Origin of the sequence: Brevundimonas sp. BR2-1, assembly GCF_037626195.1 — a bacterium.
In the GTDB taxonomy this organism is placed as follows: domain Bacteria; phylum Pseudomonadota; class Alphaproteobacteria; order Caulobacterales; family Caulobacteraceae; genus Brevundimonas.
On sequence record NZ_JARKMV010000001.1, the window covers coordinates 1,416,729 to 1,432,421 of the forward strand.

Annotated in this window: 18 protein-coding genes; 7 read left to right on the top strand and 11 right to left on the bottom strand. The window is 68.8% G+C overall.

Translation table 11 applies throughout. The features are described from left to right. Window positions 1-24 precede the first annotated feature (24 nt). Genes BrevBR_RS07030 through BrevBR_RS07040 form a run of 3 tightly spaced genes read left to right on the top strand, consistent with a single transcriptional unit; the run spans window position 25 to window position 2,892 of the window. Window positions 25-813, top strand: a complete 789-nt coding sequence (locus tag BrevBR_RS07030; RefSeq protein WP_340000420.1) for a class I SAM-dependent methyltransferase — start codon at window positions 25-27, stop codon at window positions 811-813. After that, the gene (ubiB, locus tag BrevBR_RS07035; RefSeq protein ID WP_340000421.1) at window positions 801-2,399 is read left to right on the top strand and encodes a 2-polyprenylphenol 6-hydroxylase; all 1,599 of its coding nucleotides are present in this window, start codon (window positions 801-803) and stop codon (window positions 2,397-2,399) included. Before BrevBR_RS07030 ends, ubiB begins: the two co-directional genes overlap by 13 nt. A gap of 22 nt (window positions 2,400-2,421) precedes the next feature. Next, window positions 2,422-2,892: a hypothetical protein gene (locus BrevBR_RS07040; RefSeq protein WP_340000422.1), complete on the top strand. Its 471-nt coding sequence runs from the start codon at window positions 2,422-2,424 to the stop codon at window positions 2,890-2,892. Between the two features lie 2 nt (window positions 2,893-2,894). Here BrevBR_RS07040 and arfB read toward each other — a convergent pair whose 3' ends face one another. The 8 genes from arfB to BrevBR_RS07080 all read right to left on the bottom strand — a co-directional run bounded on the left by arfB (window position 2,895) and on the right by BrevBR_RS07080 (window position 9,175). Further along, on the bottom strand, window positions 2,895-3,299 hold the full coding sequence (arfB, locus tag BrevBR_RS07045; RefSeq protein WP_340000423.1) for an alternative ribosome rescue aminoacyl-tRNA hydrolase ArfB: 405 nt from the start codon (window positions 3,297-3,299) through the stop codon (window positions 2,895-2,897). Further along, window positions 3,296-3,772: a YaiI/YqxD family protein gene (locus BrevBR_RS07050; protein ID WP_340000424.1), complete on the bottom strand. Its 477-nt coding sequence runs from the start codon at window positions 3,770-3,772 to the stop codon at window positions 3,296-3,298. Before BrevBR_RS07050 ends, arfB begins: the two co-directional genes overlap by 4 nt. A gap of 164 nt (window positions 3,773-3,936) precedes the next feature. Further along, the gene (locus tag BrevBR_RS07055) at window positions 3,937-5,292 is read right to left on the bottom strand and encodes an amidohydrolase family protein (protein WP_340000425.1); all 1,356 of its coding nucleotides are present in this window, start codon (window positions 5,290-5,292) and stop codon (window positions 3,937-3,939) included. Further along, window positions 5,292-6,788: an amidohydrolase gene (locus tag BrevBR_RS07060; protein ID WP_340000426.1), complete on the bottom strand. Its 1,497-nt coding sequence runs from the start codon at window positions 6,786-6,788 to the stop codon at window positions 5,292-5,294. The genes BrevBR_RS07055 and BrevBR_RS07060 overlap by 1 nt, the downstream gene beginning before the upstream one ends. 94 nt (window positions 6,789-6,882) lie before the next feature. Further along, a complete protein-coding gene (locus tag BrevBR_RS07065) occupies window positions 6,883-7,191 on the bottom strand; it encodes a DUF167 domain-containing protein (protein ID WP_340000427.1) in 309 nt (102 codons plus the stop codon). Further along, window positions 7,163-7,456: a hypothetical protein gene (locus BrevBR_RS07070; RefSeq protein WP_332641136.1), complete on the bottom strand. Its 294-nt coding sequence runs from the start codon at window positions 7,454-7,456 to the stop codon at window positions 7,163-7,165. The genes BrevBR_RS07065 and BrevBR_RS07070 overlap by 29 nt, the downstream gene beginning before the upstream one ends. Window positions 7,457-7,481: 25 nt before the next feature. Then, window positions 7,482-8,411 (bottom strand): electron transfer flavoprotein subunit alpha/FixB family protein, encoded by a 930-nt coding sequence (locus tag BrevBR_RS07075; protein WP_340000428.1) that lies wholly within the window; start codon window positions 8,409-8,411, stop codon window positions 7,482-7,484. Beyond that, entirely contained in the window at window positions 8,411-9,175 is a 765-nt protein-coding gene (locus BrevBR_RS07080; RefSeq protein ID WP_332641134.1) for an electron transfer flavoprotein subunit beta/FixA family protein, read from the bottom strand. The genes BrevBR_RS07075 and BrevBR_RS07080 overlap by 1 nt, the downstream gene beginning before the upstream one ends. 122 nt (window positions 9,176-9,297) lie before the next feature. Between BrevBR_RS07080 and BrevBR_RS07085 the strand changes: the two genes are divergently transcribed. Then, on the top strand, window positions 9,298-9,630 hold the full coding sequence (locus tag BrevBR_RS07085) for a hypothetical protein (protein ID WP_332641133.1): 333 nt from the start codon (window positions 9,298-9,300) through the stop codon (window positions 9,628-9,630). Window positions 9,631-9,904: 274 nt separating this feature from the next. Here the strand turns inward: BrevBR_RS07085 and BrevBR_RS07090 are convergent, their stop codons facing one another. From BrevBR_RS07090 to ahcY, 3 genes are all read right to left on the bottom strand, one after another. After that, a complete protein-coding gene (locus BrevBR_RS07090) occupies window positions 9,905-10,477 on the bottom strand; it encodes a cob(I)yrinic acid a,c-diamide adenosyltransferase (RefSeq protein ID WP_340000769.1) in 573 nt (190 codons plus the stop codon). A gap of 5 nt (window positions 10,478-10,482) precedes the next feature. Continuing rightward, window positions 10,483-10,689, bottom strand: coding sequence for a twin transmembrane helix small protein (locus BrevBR_RS07095; RefSeq protein ID WP_332641132.1), 207 nt, complete (start codon window positions 10,687-10,689; stop codon window positions 10,483-10,485). 111 nt (window positions 10,690-10,800) lie between these two features. Further along, window positions 10,801-12,192 carry an adenosylhomocysteinase gene (ahcY, locus tag BrevBR_RS07100; RefSeq protein ID WP_340000429.1) on the bottom strand — a complete coding sequence of 464 codons (1,392 nt, stop codon included), beginning with the start codon at window positions 12,190-12,192 and terminating at the stop codon, window positions 10,801-10,803. 144 nt (window positions 12,193-12,336) lie between these two features. Here ahcY and BrevBR_RS07105 point away from each other — a divergent pair, with 144 nt between their 5' ends. The 3 genes from BrevBR_RS07105 to bioB are packed head-to-tail and all read left to right on the top strand — an operon-like array spanning window position 12,337 to window position 15,664. Further along, window positions 12,337-13,260 (top strand): aspartyl protease family protein, encoded by a 924-nt coding sequence (locus BrevBR_RS07105; protein WP_340000430.1) that lies wholly within the window; start codon window positions 12,337-12,339, stop codon window positions 13,258-13,260. Window positions 13,261-13,303: 43 nt separating this feature from the next. Then, the gene (locus BrevBR_RS07110) at window positions 13,304-14,629 is read left to right on the top strand and encodes an amidohydrolase family protein (RefSeq protein ID WP_340000431.1); all 1,326 of its coding nucleotides are present in this window, start codon (window positions 13,304-13,306) and stop codon (window positions 14,627-14,629) included. A 42-nt stretch (window positions 14,630-14,671) separates the two neighbouring features. Then, the gene (bioB, locus tag BrevBR_RS07115) at window positions 14,672-15,664 is read left to right on the top strand and encodes a biotin synthase BioB (RefSeq protein WP_340000432.1); all 993 of its coding nucleotides are present in this window, start codon (window positions 14,672-14,674) and stop codon (window positions 15,662-15,664) included. Window positions 15,665-15,693 lie beyond the last annotated feature (29 nt).

Below are 15,693 nucleotides of genomic sequence, written 5' to 3' on the forward strand. Positions count from 1 at the left end.
GCGGCGACGCGCTAGACCGCCAGCATGACCGATACGGCCCCGCCCACCGACAATCCTTCAGGCAAGACCTCGTCCTTCGGCTTTCGCGACGTCGACGCGAAGGAGAAGGTGCGGATGGTGCGCGGCGTGTTCGACAGCGTGGCGTCGAACTACGACCTGATGAACGACCTGATGAGCGCGGGCGTGCACCGGCTGTGGAAGGACGCGGCGGCGGCGAAACTGAACCCGCGTCCGGGCGAGACCATCCTCGATGTCGCGGGCGGCACCGGAGACATGGCGCGGCGCTATGCGAAGATGGCGCGGGCGGCGCAGCAGCGGCGAGGGGGCGAGGACGCCTCGGTGATCGTCCTCGACTACAACGCCGAAATGATCATGGCCGGGGTCCACAAGGGCGGCGAGCCCGAGATGTCGTGGAGCGTCGGCGACGCCATGGCCCTGCCGCTGCCGGACGCTTCGGTCGACGCATATTCGATCAGCTTCGGCATCCGCAACGTGGCCGATATTCCCGTCGCCCTCGCCGAGGCCCGGCGGGTGCTGAAGCCGGGCGGCCGCTTCCTGTGCCTGGAGTTCTCACGGCCGACCGCCTCGGCGATCCGCAAGGCCTATGACGCCTGGTCCTTCCACGCCATCCCGCGCATCGGCGGCTGGGTCGCGGGCGACCGCGACAGCTACCAGTATCTGGTCGAGAGCATCCGCCGCTTTCCGGACCAGGCGACCTTCAAATCAATGATTGAAGCGGCCGGCTTCAGCCGGGTGACGGTCACCAATCTGTCGGGCGGCGTGGCCGCCATCCATCACGGGTGGGCGATCTGACCAGCCGGATCGATCCCGCGACCCCGCCGCCCCCGCCGGCGACCGTGCCGGTGCGCCATCCGGTCGAGGCCTGGCTGCGCCTGATGGGCTGGGGCTGGGTGCTGATCCGTCACGACGCCCTGACGCCGCGCGAGATCACCCACCTGCTGCCGGTCTGGATCCGCTGGCTGGCCCATCTTCTGCACGCCTTCGCCGGGCGGGAAGGCCGCGAGGGCCGTCCGGGCCAGCGACTGGGCAAGGCGTTCGAACATCTGGGGCCCGTGGCCATCAAACTGGGTCAGGTGCTGGCCACCCGCGCCGACATCTTCGGCGTCGAATTCGCCCGCGACCTGGGCCGGCTCAAGGATGCGCTGGAACCCTTCCCCGTCGATCAGGCGCGGCGCGAGATCGAACGCTCGCTGGGCCGTCCGGTCGAGAGCCTGTTCACCGATTTTGGCCCGCCGGTCGCAGCCGCCTCGCTCGCCCAGGCGCATCCGGCCTGGCTGGCCGACGGCCGCAAGGTGGCGGTCAAGGTGCTGCGGCCCGGCGTCGAGCGCCGCGTGGCGCAAGGCCTCGACTCCATGCGGCTGGCCGCCCGGCTGGCCGTCCGCTTCGTCGCCCCGGCGCGCAGGCTCGAGCCCTCGGCCTTCGTCGAGACCATCGCCCGCGCGCTTCAGCTCGAACTCGACATGCGGCTGGAAGCCGCCGCCGCTTCCGAGCTGAAGGACATCATGGACAAGGTCCGCGACGGCGGCGGCGGCCACATGTCCGCCCCCGCCGTGGTCTGGGACGGGGTCGGCAAGCGGGTGCTCACGCTGGAATGGGCGACCGGCGTGGCCATGACCGATCCGGCGGCGGCGGAGCAGCCGGGACTGGACCGCAACGGACTGGCCGACAATCTGGTGCGGGCCTTCCTGACCCAGGCGCTGGACTACGGGACCTTCCACGCCGACCTGCACGAGGGCAATCTGTTCTGCCACGCCCCCGCCGAACTGACCGCCATCGACTTCGGCATCGTCGGCCGGCTGGGCCATGGCGAGCGCCGCTATCTGGCGGAAATCCTCTGGGGTTTCCTCAGCCGCGACTACGACCGCATCAGCCGGGTGCATTTCGAGGCCGGATACGTGCCGCCCGAACATTCGGTGGAGGCCTTCGCCCAGGCCCTGCGCGCCGTCGGCGAGCCGGTGATCGGCAAACAGGCGTCTCAGGTGTCGATGGGCCGGCTGCTGGGCCAGCTGTTCGAGATCACCGCCCTGTTCGACATGCATCTGCGGCCCGAACTGATCCTGCTGCAGAAGACCATGGTCTCGGTCGAGGGCGTGGCCCGGCGACTCAATCCCGACCACGACCTGTGGGAGGCGGCCCGGCCCGTGGTCGAACGCTGGATCCGCCGCGAACTGGGCCCCCACGCCCAGGTGCGCGACGCCCTGGAGGAACTCCGCGACACGCTGAAGGCCCTCGCCAGACTGGCGCAGAACCCGCCGCAGCCTCAGACGTTGGTTGTCCGCGAGACCCGGACCCCCGGCTGGGTGATCGTTGGAATGACCCTGGCCGTGGCGGCCTCGGCGGCCGCCCTCGTTCTGTCGCTTTGGCCCGTCATCGTCTGAGGTCCGCACTGGAGACGACCCCATGAAGCCGCTTCTGATCGCCGCCGCCCTGTTGCTCGTCCCCGTCGCGGCCCCCACGGCGGCTCTGGCCCAGGTCGCCGCCGCTACCGTGCCCAACAGCTTCGACCGGCCGACCGCGCAGACCCGCGCACCCGCCCCGGCGGCCGTGGCGACCCCCGCCCCTGCGTTGGCGGCCACGCCCGCCAATCCCCGCTCCGAGGAAGTCCTGCGCGAAATCATCGCCGGCGGTCAGGCGGGAACCCTTCCCTATGCCCTGATGACCGACGACCTCGCCGGCAAGGTCCGCGCGCAGGAAGCCACCGTCCTGCCCCTTCTGCGAGGCTTCGGCGCGATCCAGGCCCTGGACTTCGTCGGCAGCCAGGACGGCGCCGACCTGTTCGCCGTCACCTTCGCCACCGCCGCGACCCAGTGGATCATCGGCTTCGACGAAGGCGGCAAGGTCGCCGCCCTGCTGTTCCGCCCGGCCGCCTGACCTCAGTCGTCGGCGCCGGGCCGTCCGCGCCCGCTCTTGATCGTCGACCGTTTGGCCTTGCCCTCCAGCCGCCGCTCCTTCGAGGCGCGCGTCGGCTTCGTCGGCACGCGATAGACCGGAGCCACCGAGGCCTTGTCGACCAGGTCCTGCAGCCGTTCCATGGCGTCGGCCCGGTTCCGCTCCTGGGTGCGATACCGCACGGCGGTGATCAGGATCACTCCATCCAGCGTCAGCCGGCTGCCCGCCAGCTTCATCAGCCGCGCCCGCACCGGCTCCGTCAGCGATGGCGAATTGCGCGCGTCGAACCGCATCTGCACCGCGGTCGAGACCTTGTTGACGTTCTGCCCGCCCGGCCCGCCGGCGCGGAAGAAGCGGAACTCCAGCTCGCTCTCGGGGATGACGGTCAACGCCCCGGCCCCGCCAGAATGACCCGCTTCGCCCGCACCACGGCCTGATCCAGCGCCTGCAGGAAGGCCGACCGGTCCTTCGGCCCGAACGGCGGCGGACCCGAGGTCGCCACCCCCATCGAACGCAGGTGCTCGCCCACCATCCGCCCCGCCAGGGCCGAGCCGATCGAGTCCGGGGTGAACGGCTGGCCATTGGACTTCAGCGCCTGCGCCCCCGCCTTCAGACAGCGGTCGGCCAGCGGAATGTCGGCGGTGATGACGATGTCGCCCGGCCCGGCCCGCTCGGCGATCCAGTCGTCGGCGATGTCGGGCCCCGCGTCGACCACGACCTGTTCGATCCAGGTTTCACGCGGCGTGTTGATCCATGTGTTCGACACCACGAACACATGCAGGCCGTACCGCGCCGCCACGCGATAGACCTCGTCCTTCACCGGACAGGCGTCGGCGTCGATGAAGATGCGGGGAAGACTCATGGGCGGCATCTTACCCTTCTCCCCTCGGGGGAGAAGGTGGCCCGTCAGGGCCGGATGAGGGGGCTGTCAGGTTGGAATGCGATGGAGAGGGAGACGCCATCGGCATCCCCCTCATCCGTCTCGCTCCGCGAGCCACCTTCTCCCCCGGAGGGGAGAAGGAAGATTCAGCGCGTATAAGCTGGCGGCATCGCCCCTTCGCCGCCCGCGCGATACCGGTCGCGCAGCAGGAACTGCCGGCTGGTCGGCGCCTGTTCGGCCCCGCCGATGAAGATGACCTCGGCGTTGCTCAGCGGCTCCAGCGGATCGCCGGACCAGACGACCACATCGGCCGCCGCGCCCGCGCGCAGTTCGCCGATCTGGCCGGCCATGCCGAAGATCTTCGCCGGATTGACCGTGATCGCCTCGATCGCCGCCTCGTAAGGCAGGCCATGCGAAACGGCGTTGCCCGCATTGTAGCGGGTCTCGCGGGCGCGATGGATCGAGCCCTCATTGCCCTTGATGGCGATCACCACGCCGGCGGCGTCCAGCGCCGCGGCGTTCTCCATCCGCACGGCGCGAGTCTCCAGATTGCCCGGCAGGTTGGAGATCGGGTTCAGCAGCACGGGCACGCCCGCCGCCACGATCTGGTCGGCGACCAGCCAGCCCTCCTCGGCGCCGTCGAGGATCACCTTCACCCCCTCCTCGCGCGCCAGCCGCAGCACCTGCTGGATGTCGGCCGCGCGGTGCACGGTGACGATCAGCGGCATGGTCCCGTTCGCGACCGGGATCAGCGCCTCCAGATCGGCCCGCGACAGGCTGAGCTCGCGCAGGCCAGCGCGGTCGTAGGCGGCCCGGTTGCGCGCATACAGACGCACCTCGGCGAGGGTTTCCTTGAACTGGGTGAACTCGGCGCCGCGCGCGCCGCCGGCGACGCCGGCTCCCGCCTCGCCGAACGGCGCGACCATGGCCACCCGCGGCTTGACCAGGATGTCGGTCCCCTGCGCCAGATGGATGACGGCGGCCTGTCCGGCGAACAGGCTGGGCGCCTGCAGGCCCGCCGCGCCCACGCCGGCGAAGTCCGCGTCGCCGTCGTCCCGGTGATTGCCGCCGCCGCCGCCCGGATGACCGGGCACGACGATGGCGCGGGTGATGCCGCCCAGACGCGCGACCGGCAGGGTGAAGGACCAGGGATCGAGGCCGTAGCTGACGTCGAACGAGGCGCTGATCGTATTGGCGCCGTTGGTCTGGTCGTCCGACCCTCCGACCGACGAGATTTCCGAGGCGCCGAGGCCGCTGTCCACGGCGACGAAGCCGGGGGCGACCACCTTGCCGCGGGCGTCGATGACGCGCGCGCCCGAGGGGGCGGCGCCGGTTCCGACCGAGACGACCCGGCCGTTCTGGATCACCACCGTCCCGTTCTCGATGACCGAGGTTCCGGTCAGCACCCGTCCGCCGGTGATGGCGGTCAGGGACTGGGCGAGAGCGGGGGTGGTCAGGGCTGCGGCGCAGACGGCGCCGAGGATGAGGTTCCTGAGGCGCATCAGCGGGCTCCCTGCGGGACGTTGGCGGCGGACAGACCATAGCCGGGCTGGCCCAGCTCGAAGTCGGACAGCGGCTGATAGGCCGGGTTCATGCGGTCGAAACTGAGGCCGCCGTCGATGAAGACCTGATCGGCCCGGGCGTAGACGCTGAACGGATTGGCGCTCCAGATCACCACATCGGCGCGCTTGCCGGCCTCCAGCGATCCGGTCTGGTCGGCGATGCCCAGCGAACGGGCCGGGTTCAGCGTGATCCAGCTGATGGCCCGCTCCTCGGAGATGTTCATCCCCATGCGGCGGCCGGCGGCCAGACCCGCGGCGGCTTCCTGATTGAGGCGCTGGGTCAGTTCGGCGTCGTCCGAATGGATGACCGCGCACGATCCCTGCGGCGCGTCGACCAGGGCGGCGTTGGCCTCGACCGCGTCGAGCGCCTCCATCTTGAAGCCCCACCAGCCGGTCCACATGTCGGCGCAGATGCCCTCGCGAGCCAGCAGCGGCGCGACCTTGTAGGCCTCGATGGCATGGTGGAAGGCGGTGATCCGGTAGCCGAACTCCTTGGCGATATCGATCATCACCGCCATCTCGTCGGCGCGGTAGCAGTGGTTCTGCACCAGAACCGAACCGTCCAGCACCCCGGCCAGGGTTTCCAGCTGCAGGTTGCGGGTCGGGGGCGTGCCCTCGCCGTCCTCGCGCCACTTGTCCCATTTGGCCTTGTATTCGCGGGCCGCGATGAAGGCGGCGCGATAGCCGGCGACATTGCCCATGCCCGTGGCCGGCGAGGTGTTGCGGCCGCCATAGACGCGCGAAGGGTTCTCGCCGCAGGCCATCTTCAGGCCGTAGGGGGCGCCGGGCATCTTCATGCCCTGCATGGTCACCGACGGCACATTGCGCACCGTCACGCCGCGGCCGCCGAACAGATTGGCCGAGCCGGGCAGGATCTGGAGCGTCGTCACCCCGCCCGCGCGGGCCTGATTGAAACCGGGGTCCTGCGGCCACAGCGAATGCTCGGCCCAGACCTGGGCGGTGTTCGGATTGGTCGCCTCATTGCCGTCGCTCATCCCCTGCACGCCGGGCGAGGGATAGACGCCGAGGTGGCTGTGCACGTCGATGATGCCCGGGGTCACGAACCGGCCGCGCGCATCGACGACGCGGTGACCGCCGGGGACCGGGGTCGAGGCGTCGCCGACCGCGGCCACCTTGCCGTCGGTGACGACGACCACGCCGTTCTCGATCCTGCGCCCCGCGCCGTCGAAGACCGTACCGCCGACGATGGCCATGTTCTCGCGCGGCAGGCCGCGATAGGTCGAGGGGAAGGGGTCGGGGTTGGCCGCATAGTCGAGGCCCCGGGCCAACGGCTCGCGCACTTCGGCGTCGGACGAACCGTCCGCGGCGGGCGTGTCGTCGCCCCCGGTGGTGGCGCAGGCCGTCAGGGCCAGAGAGCCTGCCAGCACGCAGGCGAGGACGGCGAGGCTGGAACCCCGCAAGGCGTGAAGTCTCATCGAACGCTCCCCTGATACGCCCGACCCGAAAGCGGGGGCGTACGTCGGGGCGGATTACAAAAGGCTCCGGCGCGATCCGTCAAAGCCGGAAACATTACAAACCGGTAAGGCGCGTTCGCATCTCGTCGTTCGACAGGCCGGCGACATCGATCATCTTGGTCCGCGACTGGCTCCCGCGCGGGATCGACACCGCCGATTTCGGCACGCGCAGCGCCTTCGCCAGCAGCCTGATCAGGGCCTCGTTCGCCTCGCCCTCGACCGGCCGCGCGCGCACCCGGACCTTGAGGACGGGCCGCCCCTCTGAATCCACGTCCCAGCCGTCGATGCGGTCGGCGGAAGCGCCGGGCGTCAGACGGACGGGGAGATGGGCGGACTCAGGGGGTCCGGAATGGCTTCGAGCCATAGGCCGTCTGCCCCCCCGAGACCGCCATCGCGGCCATGATCACATCCCGGGGATCGCCCCGGAAGCCGCTCGTGAACAGCTGCTCCAGCTCGGACCGGTCACCCTCTGCAAGGATCAGGATCGATCGCGCCAGCTGCTGGGGGCCGACCGTAAGATTCATATCCCACAACGACCCCAGGCGGGCGCGAACGGCCTTCCGGTCGGCCGGATCGCGGAAGTCCCGATCAATTCGCGCCCGGACGTCGCCGGCCAGTCTCCAGAACATCGGCCTCCAGAACATCGGCGAACCGTCAGCCCAGCGCCTTCATCAGCTCCGGCACCACCACCTTGTAGTCCCCGACGATGCCGTAGTCCGCGACCTGGAAGATCGGCGCGTCGGCGTCCTTGTTGATGGCGACGATGACCTTGGAGTCTTTCATCCCGGCGAGGTGCTGGATGGCGCCCGAGATGCCGATGGCGATGTACAGGGCCGGGGCCACGACCTTGCCGGTCTGGCCGACCTGATAGTCGTTCGGCGCATAGCCGGCGTCCACGGCGGCGCGCGAGGCGCCCACGGCGGCGCCCAGCTTGTCGGCCAGCGGGTCCATGACGGCGTGGAACTCCTCGGCCGAACCGAGCGCCCGGCCGCCCGAGACGACGATCTTCGCCGCGCCCAGTTCCGGACGGTCCGACTTGACCATCTCCTCGCTGACGAAGGCCGCCTTGCCGGCGTCGGCGCCCGCGACGGTTTCGACGCTGGCCGAACCGCCCTCGGCGGCGGCGTCGAAGCTGGTCGGGCGGACGGTGATGACCTTCTTGCCGTCGCCCGACTGGATCGTCTCCAGCGCATTGCCGGCATAGATCGGGCGCACGAAGGTGTCGTTCGACACGACCTCGATGATGTCCGAGATCGGGGCGACATCCAGCTTGGCGGCGATGCGCGGCATGAAATTCTTGCCGTCGGTGGTGGCCGGCGAAAGGATGGCGTCATAGCCGCCGGCCAGACCCAGAACGGTCGCCTCGACGGCCTCGGCCAGCTGGTGGCCTAGGCCGGCGCTTTCGGCCAGCAGCACCTTGCGCACGCCGGCGATCTTCGCGGCGGCGTCGGCCGCGGCCTTCGAGCCCTGGCCGATGACCAGGACGTCCACGTCGCCCGACAGCTTCAGGGCGGCGGTGACGGTCTTGTGGGTGGTGTCGCGGACGGCATCCCCGTCGCGGTCGGCGATAACGAGAACGGCCATTACAGGACCCCCGCGGTCTTGAGCTTGGAAACCAGTTCGGCGGCGTCGGCCACCTTGATGCCCGCCGAGCGCTGCGGCGGGGCCGTGACCTTCTTCACCGTCAGGCGTGGGGCCGTATCGACGCCGTAGTCGGCGACCGCCTTGACCGCGATCTCCTTCTTCTTGGCCTTCATGATGTTGGGCAGGGAGGCGTAGCGAGGGGTGTTCAGGCGCAGGTCAACCGAAACCACCGCCGGCAGGGTCGCCGACAGGGTCTGCAGGCCGCCGTCGACCTCGCGCGTCACGGTCGCCTTGCCGTCGGCCAGCACGATCTTGCCGGCGAAGGTGGCCTGGGGCCAGTCCAGCAGGGCGGCCAGCATCTGGCCGACCGCATTGTTGTCGCCGTCGATCGACTGCTTGCCCAGCAGGACCAGATCCGGCTTCTCCTCGTCAACCACCGCCTTCAGCAGCTTGGCCACGGCCAGCGGCTCCAGATCGGCGTCCGACTGGATCAGCAGGCCCCGGTCCGCGCCCATGGCCAGGGCCGTGCGGATGGTTTCCTGCGCCTGGGTGACGCCGATGGAGACGACCACGATCTCGCTCACCGTCCCGGCGGCGTGATGCTCCTTGCCCTCCTTCATGCGGACGGCTTCCTCGACGGCGATCTCGTCGAACGGATTCATGCTCATCTTGACGTTGGCCAGATCGACGCCGGTCTGGTCCGCCTTGACGCGAGCCTTGACGTTATAGTCGATCACCCGTTTGACGGGGACGAGAACCTTCATTGTGCTATCCACGAAAGCGCCGGAATGTTGCGTCAGGGAATGGTACGCCGCATCGGGCCTGTCAACGTAACGCCGCGTCAACGACCGGGATCGGTCGACCTCAAAGCCACGGGAATCCGTAGATGAACCGCCTCCTGACCATGAAACGGCTGAGCATCCTGTTTCTCTCGACCTTCGCCGTCCTGATCGCGGGCATGTTCGCCTATGAATCCCTGGTCGTGGCGCCGGGCGACCGCTGCGAGGCCGGCGGCAAATGGTGGGATCCGGAAGGCCGCACCTGCGCGCAGCCGATCTCCATCGCCGAGATCACCGGCCGCCCCCTCCCGGGCCAGCGCGCCGCCGCCTCGGACGCAAAGAACCGCGAGCTCGTGGCGATCGAGGATTCCCTCACCGCGCAGAAGCACGCCCGCGACGCGGAGGCCGACCGCCAGCGCGCCGCCCTGGCCGCCCAATAGGCGCCTACGTCCGTTTCTGACGCACGCTCGTGCCTTACTGACCGGACCTCTCCGGGAGGCCGGTCTTTGACAATCGAAAACGAAGAAACAGAACCGCTCCAGGCGGACCATCCGGACTATCCGGACGGTGTTTTCCGCCAATCCGGCAATCACTGCCAGGTGGGCGCGGCCAACCGCCGGAATTCCGGGGCGATCGCAGGGAGTCGGAGCCCGCTATCCGGACCATCCGGACTATCCGGACCGTGTTTTTCGCCATCGCCGCAAAGACTGCAAATCAGCGCGTCGCGCCGGGCTTCCACTTCACGTCGTCCGCCCCGTTGGCGTTGGCCCGGCGGGCGGCGACGAACAGATGGTCGGACAGCCGGTTCAGATAGCGGATCGAGGCCGGCGTGACCGTCTCGCCCGCCTCGACCAGCCGCACCGCCTCGCGCTCGGCGCGGCGCGCCACGGTGCGGGCCAGATGCAGATGCGCCGACAGCGGCGATCCGCCCGGCAGGATGAAGCTGTCCAGCGGCTTCAGGCTCTCGTTCATCCAGTCGATCTCGGCCTCCAGCCGCTCGACCTGGCTGTCGAGGATGCGCAGCGCCTCCCATTTGGGCGGCGGCTCCAGCGGCGTGGCCAGATCGGCGCCGAGATCGAACAGCTCGTTCTGGATGCGGCCCAGCATGGCGTCGATGCGGTCGTGCTGGCCGGAATGCAGCCGGGCCGCGCCGATGACGGCGTTCAGCTCGTCCACCGCCCCGTAGGCCTCGACCCGCGGATCGCTCTTGGACACCGTCGCGCCCGAGGCCAGCCGCGTCTGGCCGCCGTCGCCGGTCTTCGTATAGATGCGGTTCAGGACGACCACGACGCCTAGGCCCCGTGCGTGGATTTCCACCACATCCCGATGACCAGCAGCACGATCGCCAGCGCCTGCAGCGCCACCCGCAGCCGCATCAGCTTGTTGGAATGGGACCGCGCGAAATCGCCGCCCCGGTACAGCGAATAGATGCCGAAGCCGAGGGTGATGGCCACCGCCGCGATGGCCAGCAGGATCAGGATGTTGAGAACGTCGCCCATGGCGGCAACCTAGGCGACCCCGGGCGGCGAGGCCAGCGCGCCGGCTCGTCCTGCAACGAAAAGGGCCCGCGTCCAGTTGGCGCGGGCCCCCGTGTTTCGATTCTGCCGGTTTTAGTAGCGGTAGTGGTCCGGCTTGAACGGGCCTTGGGCCGGGACCGAGATATAGTCGGCCTGTTCCTTGGACAGCGTCGTCAGCTTCGCGCCCAGCTTGCCCAGGTGCAGCATGGCGACCTTCTCGTCGAGATGCTTGGGCAGGGTGTAGACTTGGTTCTCATAGGACTTGGCGTTGGTCCACAGCTCGATCTGGGCCAGCGTCTGGTTGGTGAAGGACGCCGACATCACGAACGAGGGGTGGCCCGTCGCATTGCCCAGGTTCACCAGACGGCCTTCCGACAGCAGGATGATCTTCTTGCCGTCCGGGAATTCCACATGGTGGACCTGCGGCTTGATCTCGTCCCACTTGAAGTTCTTCAGGCCCGCGACCTGAATCTCCGAGTCGAAGTGGCCGATGTTGCAGACGATGGCGTTGTTCTTCATCGCCCGCATGTGCTCGACCGTCAGGACGTCCTTGTTGCCCGTGGCGGTGACGAAGATGTCGGCCTCGCCGGCCACGTCCTCGACGGTCACGACCTCATAGCCTTCCATCGCCGCCTGCAGGGCGCAGATCGGATCGACCTCGGTGACCTTCACCCGGGCGCCGCCCTGGCGCAGCGAGGCGGCCGAGCCCTTGCCCACGTCGCCATAGCCGCAGACCACGGCGACCTTGCCCGACAGCATGACGTCGGTGCCGCGGCGGATCGCGTCGACCAGCGATTCACGGCAGCCGTACAGGTTGTCGAACTTGGACTTGGTGACGCTGTCGTTGACGTTGATGGCGGGGAACGGCAGATCGCCCTTCTTCGCCATTTCGTACAGGCGGTGAACGCCCGTGGTCGTCTCTTCCGACACGCCGCCGATGGCGTCGCGGATCGCCGAATAGAAGCCGGGCTTCTCGGCGATGTAGCGTTTCATGACCTTGAAGAGGGCCTCCTCTTCCTCGTTCTGCGGATTGGCCAGCAGGGACAGGTCCTTCTCGGCCTTGGGGCCGAGTACGCACAGCAGGGTCGCGTCGCCGCCGTCGTCGAGGATCAGGTTCGGATAGCCGCCGTCGGCCCATTCGAAGATCTTGTGGGCGTAGTCCCAGTACTCCTCCAGCGTCTCGCCCTTGGTGGCGAACACCGGGGTGCCGTTGGCGGCGATGGCGGCTGCGGCATGATCCTGGGTCGAGAAGATATTGCACGAGGCCCAGCGCACCTCGGCGCCCAGGGCCTCCAGCGTCTGGATCAGCACGGCGGTCTGGATGGTCATGTGCAGGCTGCCCGCGATGCGGGCGCCCTTCAGGATCTGCTGGCCGCCGAATTCCTCGCGCAGGGCCATCAGGCCGGGCATTTCGGTTTCGGCGATGGCGATTTCCTTGTTGCCGAACGGGGCAAGCGAAATGTCGCGGACGATATAGTCGGTCATGAAAGGGCTTTCCGGGGAGACTGTTTGGGCGGCCTATAGACCGGTCCCGGCCCGGGGGCAAGAAACACATAAGGATATCTTTATGTGTTTCCTGTGAAAGGTCCGCCGGACCCTTCGCGCCACCTCGGTGGAAAGGAGCGGAACATGTCTGGCCTGACGCTGACCCGCCGCACGATGGCCGCCGCCGGACTGTTCGGTCTGGCCTTCCCGGGACTTTCGCGGGCGCAGGACGCACCGTCCTTCTCGACCAGCGACCAGCGGCAAGGACTTCTGACCGCCCCCGTGACCATCAACGATCGCGGCCCCTACGCCTTCGCCATCGACAGCGCCGCCAACACCTCGGTCATCGCCCGTGACCTCGCCGTCAGCCTGGAGCTGGCCGACGCGGGAGAAGTGACGATGCACACCCTGGTCGCCGGCGAACGCGCGCCGACCGTGCGGGCGGACCGGGTTCGGACCGGGGCGCTGAACGCCCGCGACGTCCGGCTGGTGGTCACCGGCCGGCAGGGGCTGCTGGGGCTGGATGGCCTGCTGGGCACGGACCTGCTGGCCGGTCTCAGACTGGTGCTGCATTTCGGGAGGCGGACCCGGGTCGATATTACGCGTCCGCGGCGATGGCGCGACAATGCCGGCGACGGCCAGCGGCTGAATGCACAGAACGCGTCGGCGGGCGAGCAGCGCTTCAATGGCCTGTTGATGATCGACGCCACGGCCCGGACGGTTCCCTGCAAGGTGATCATCGACACCGGGGCCAGGATGACCGTCATCAACACCGCGCTCGCCCGTCAGGCCGGCGCGCAGCCGCTGACCCTCCCGGACGGCACGACCCTGGGCCGGGTCCTGTCGCCGACCGGCCGGGACGCGGTAGCGGAGGCGATGCTGCTGCCCGAGCTTCGGCTGGGTGGCGTCAGCCTGACCCGCGTTCCCGTTCTGGTGGGCGATTTCCATACCTTCGCGATCTGGGGCCTGGCCGATCAGCCGGCCGCCCTTCTGGGGGTCGATCTGCTTGGGCTGTTCCGGACCGTGATCATCGACCTGAAGCGAGGCGAGCTGGTTCTGGACCCATGAGCCGGGCTGGTGTCTATCTGGCGGTGGTGTTGGAGAGGTTCTTATGAAGACGATGATGGCGGGCGTCCTCGCGGCGCTGACGATGGGCGGCGCGGGCGCGGCCCAGGACGCGGCTTCGGCGCAGGCTGGTCCGGTCACCCTGATCCAGGCCGGTCGGCTGCTGGACCGCCCGGGCCAGGCGCCGCGCGGCCCCTCGACCGTGGTGGTGCGCGACGGGCGGATCGTGGAGATCCGCGACGGCTTCATCGACGCCTCGGCCTTCCCCGGCGCCACGGTGATCGACCAGCGCGACCGTTTCGTCCTGCCCGGCCTGATCGACAGCCATGTGCATCTGGTCTCGGACCTCGGCGGCCAGGCGGGCTTCCTGTCCGGGATCACCGAAAACCTGCCGACCCATGCCTATCGCGCGGCCGAGAACGCCGAAAAGACCCTGATGGCCGGCTTCACCACCGTGCGGAATCTGGGCGACGACGGCGGCGTCACCCTGGCCCTGCGCGACGCCACAGCGGCCCATCGCCTGCCCGGCCCGCGCATCATCGACGCCGGCAACAGCATCTCGACCACTTCGGGCCACATGGACGGACGGCTGGGCTTCAGCGACGAGCTTCGCGACGACATCCCGCACGACAACGTCTGCAATGGTCCGGAAAGCTGCCGGGAGGCGGTGCGCATCCAGGTCGGGCGGGGCGCCAACGTCATCAAGATCGCCACCACCGGCGGCGTGAACAGCCGCATCGGCGCCGGTCTGGGCGCCCAGATGTTCGACGACGAGGCCCGCGCCCTGGTCGAAACGGCGCACCTGTACGGCCTCAAGGTGGCGGTCCACGCCCACGGGGCGGACGGCATCAACATGGCGCTGCGGATGGGCGCGGACTCGATCGAGCACGGCACCATATTCGACGACGAGACGATCCGCCTCTTCCGGCAGTCCGGCGCCTATTATGTGCCGACCCTGTCGACTGTGAACGGCTATATCGAGCGGCTGGCCGCCGATCCGAACGCCTATTCGCCCGAGGTCCTGCCCAAGATCCGCTGGCGTATCTCCATCACCGGCCAGTCGCTGCAAAGAGCGGTTCCGGCGGGTGTGAGGATCGCTTTCGGCACCGACGCGGGCGTGTCGAAACATGGCCGAAACGCCGACGAATTCGCCCTGATGGTCCAGCATGGCATGACGCCGATGAGCGCCATCCAGGCCGCCACCGTCAACGCCGCCGACCTGCTGGGCCTGTCGACCGAGATTGGCACCCTGGAGGCGGGCAAGCGGGCCGACATCATCGCCGTTGACGGCGATCCGCTGACCGACGTCACAGTCCTGACCTCGATGGATTTCGTCATGCGCGACGGCCGTGTCTATCGCGACGAGGAGTAAGGCGGCTTGGCGAGGGCGTGGGGCGCGGCTAAGCAGGCTCGCATGACCCAGGACCTCGCCATCCCCCGCCACGACTGGACCCTGCAGGACGTCGAGGCCCTGTTCGCCCGCCCCTTCATGGAACTGGTGTTCGAGGCGGCGACCGTTCACCGGCGCTGGTTCGATCCGTCCGAAGTGCAGAAGAGCCAACTGCTGTCGATCAAGACCGGCGGCTGCGCCGAAAACTGCGGCTACTGCTCCCAGTCGGCCAGTTTCCAGACCGGTCTGAAGGCCGAAAAACTGATGGACGCGACCGCCGTGCTGGCCGAGGCCATGGCGGCCAGGGCCGGCGGAGCCAGCCGTTTCTGCATGGGCGCGGCCTGGCGCGAACTGAAGGACCGCGACACGCCGAAACTGGCGACCATGATCGCGGGGGTGAAGGCGTTGGGGCTCGAGACCTGCGCCACCCTCGGCATGCTGACCGCGGATCAGGCGCGCCAGCTGAAGGCCGCGGGCCTCGATTTCTACAATCACAATCTGGATACGGGTCCGGAGTATTACGCCCAGGTCGTGACCACCCGGACCTATCAGGACCGGCTCGACACGCTGCAGCACGTCCGGGACGCGGGCATGAGCACCTGCTGCGGCGGCATTGTCGGCATGGGCGAGGCGCGGCGCGACCGGGCCAGCCTGCTGCACGCGCTGGCGACCCTGCCCGAGCATCCCGACAGCCTGCCGGTCAATGCCCTGGTGCCGGTGACGGGCACGCCGCTGGGCGAGCGGATGCTGGCCGAGGGTCAGATCGATCCGATCGAGTTCGTCCGCACCGTCGCCGTGGCGCGCATCGTCTGCCCCAGGGCGATGGTGCGTCTGTCCGCGGGCCGCGAGACGATGAGCGCCGAAATGCAGGCGCTGTGCTTCCTCGCAGGAGCCAATTCCATCTTCGTCGGCGGCAAGCTCCTGACCACGCCCAATCCCGAACAGGACGAGGATGCGACCCTGTTCGCCCTGCTGGACCTGAAGCCGATGGAACCCAGAGCCGTGGAGGCGGCGTAACCACGCCTTAAGCGGCCTGTGTCAGGGTC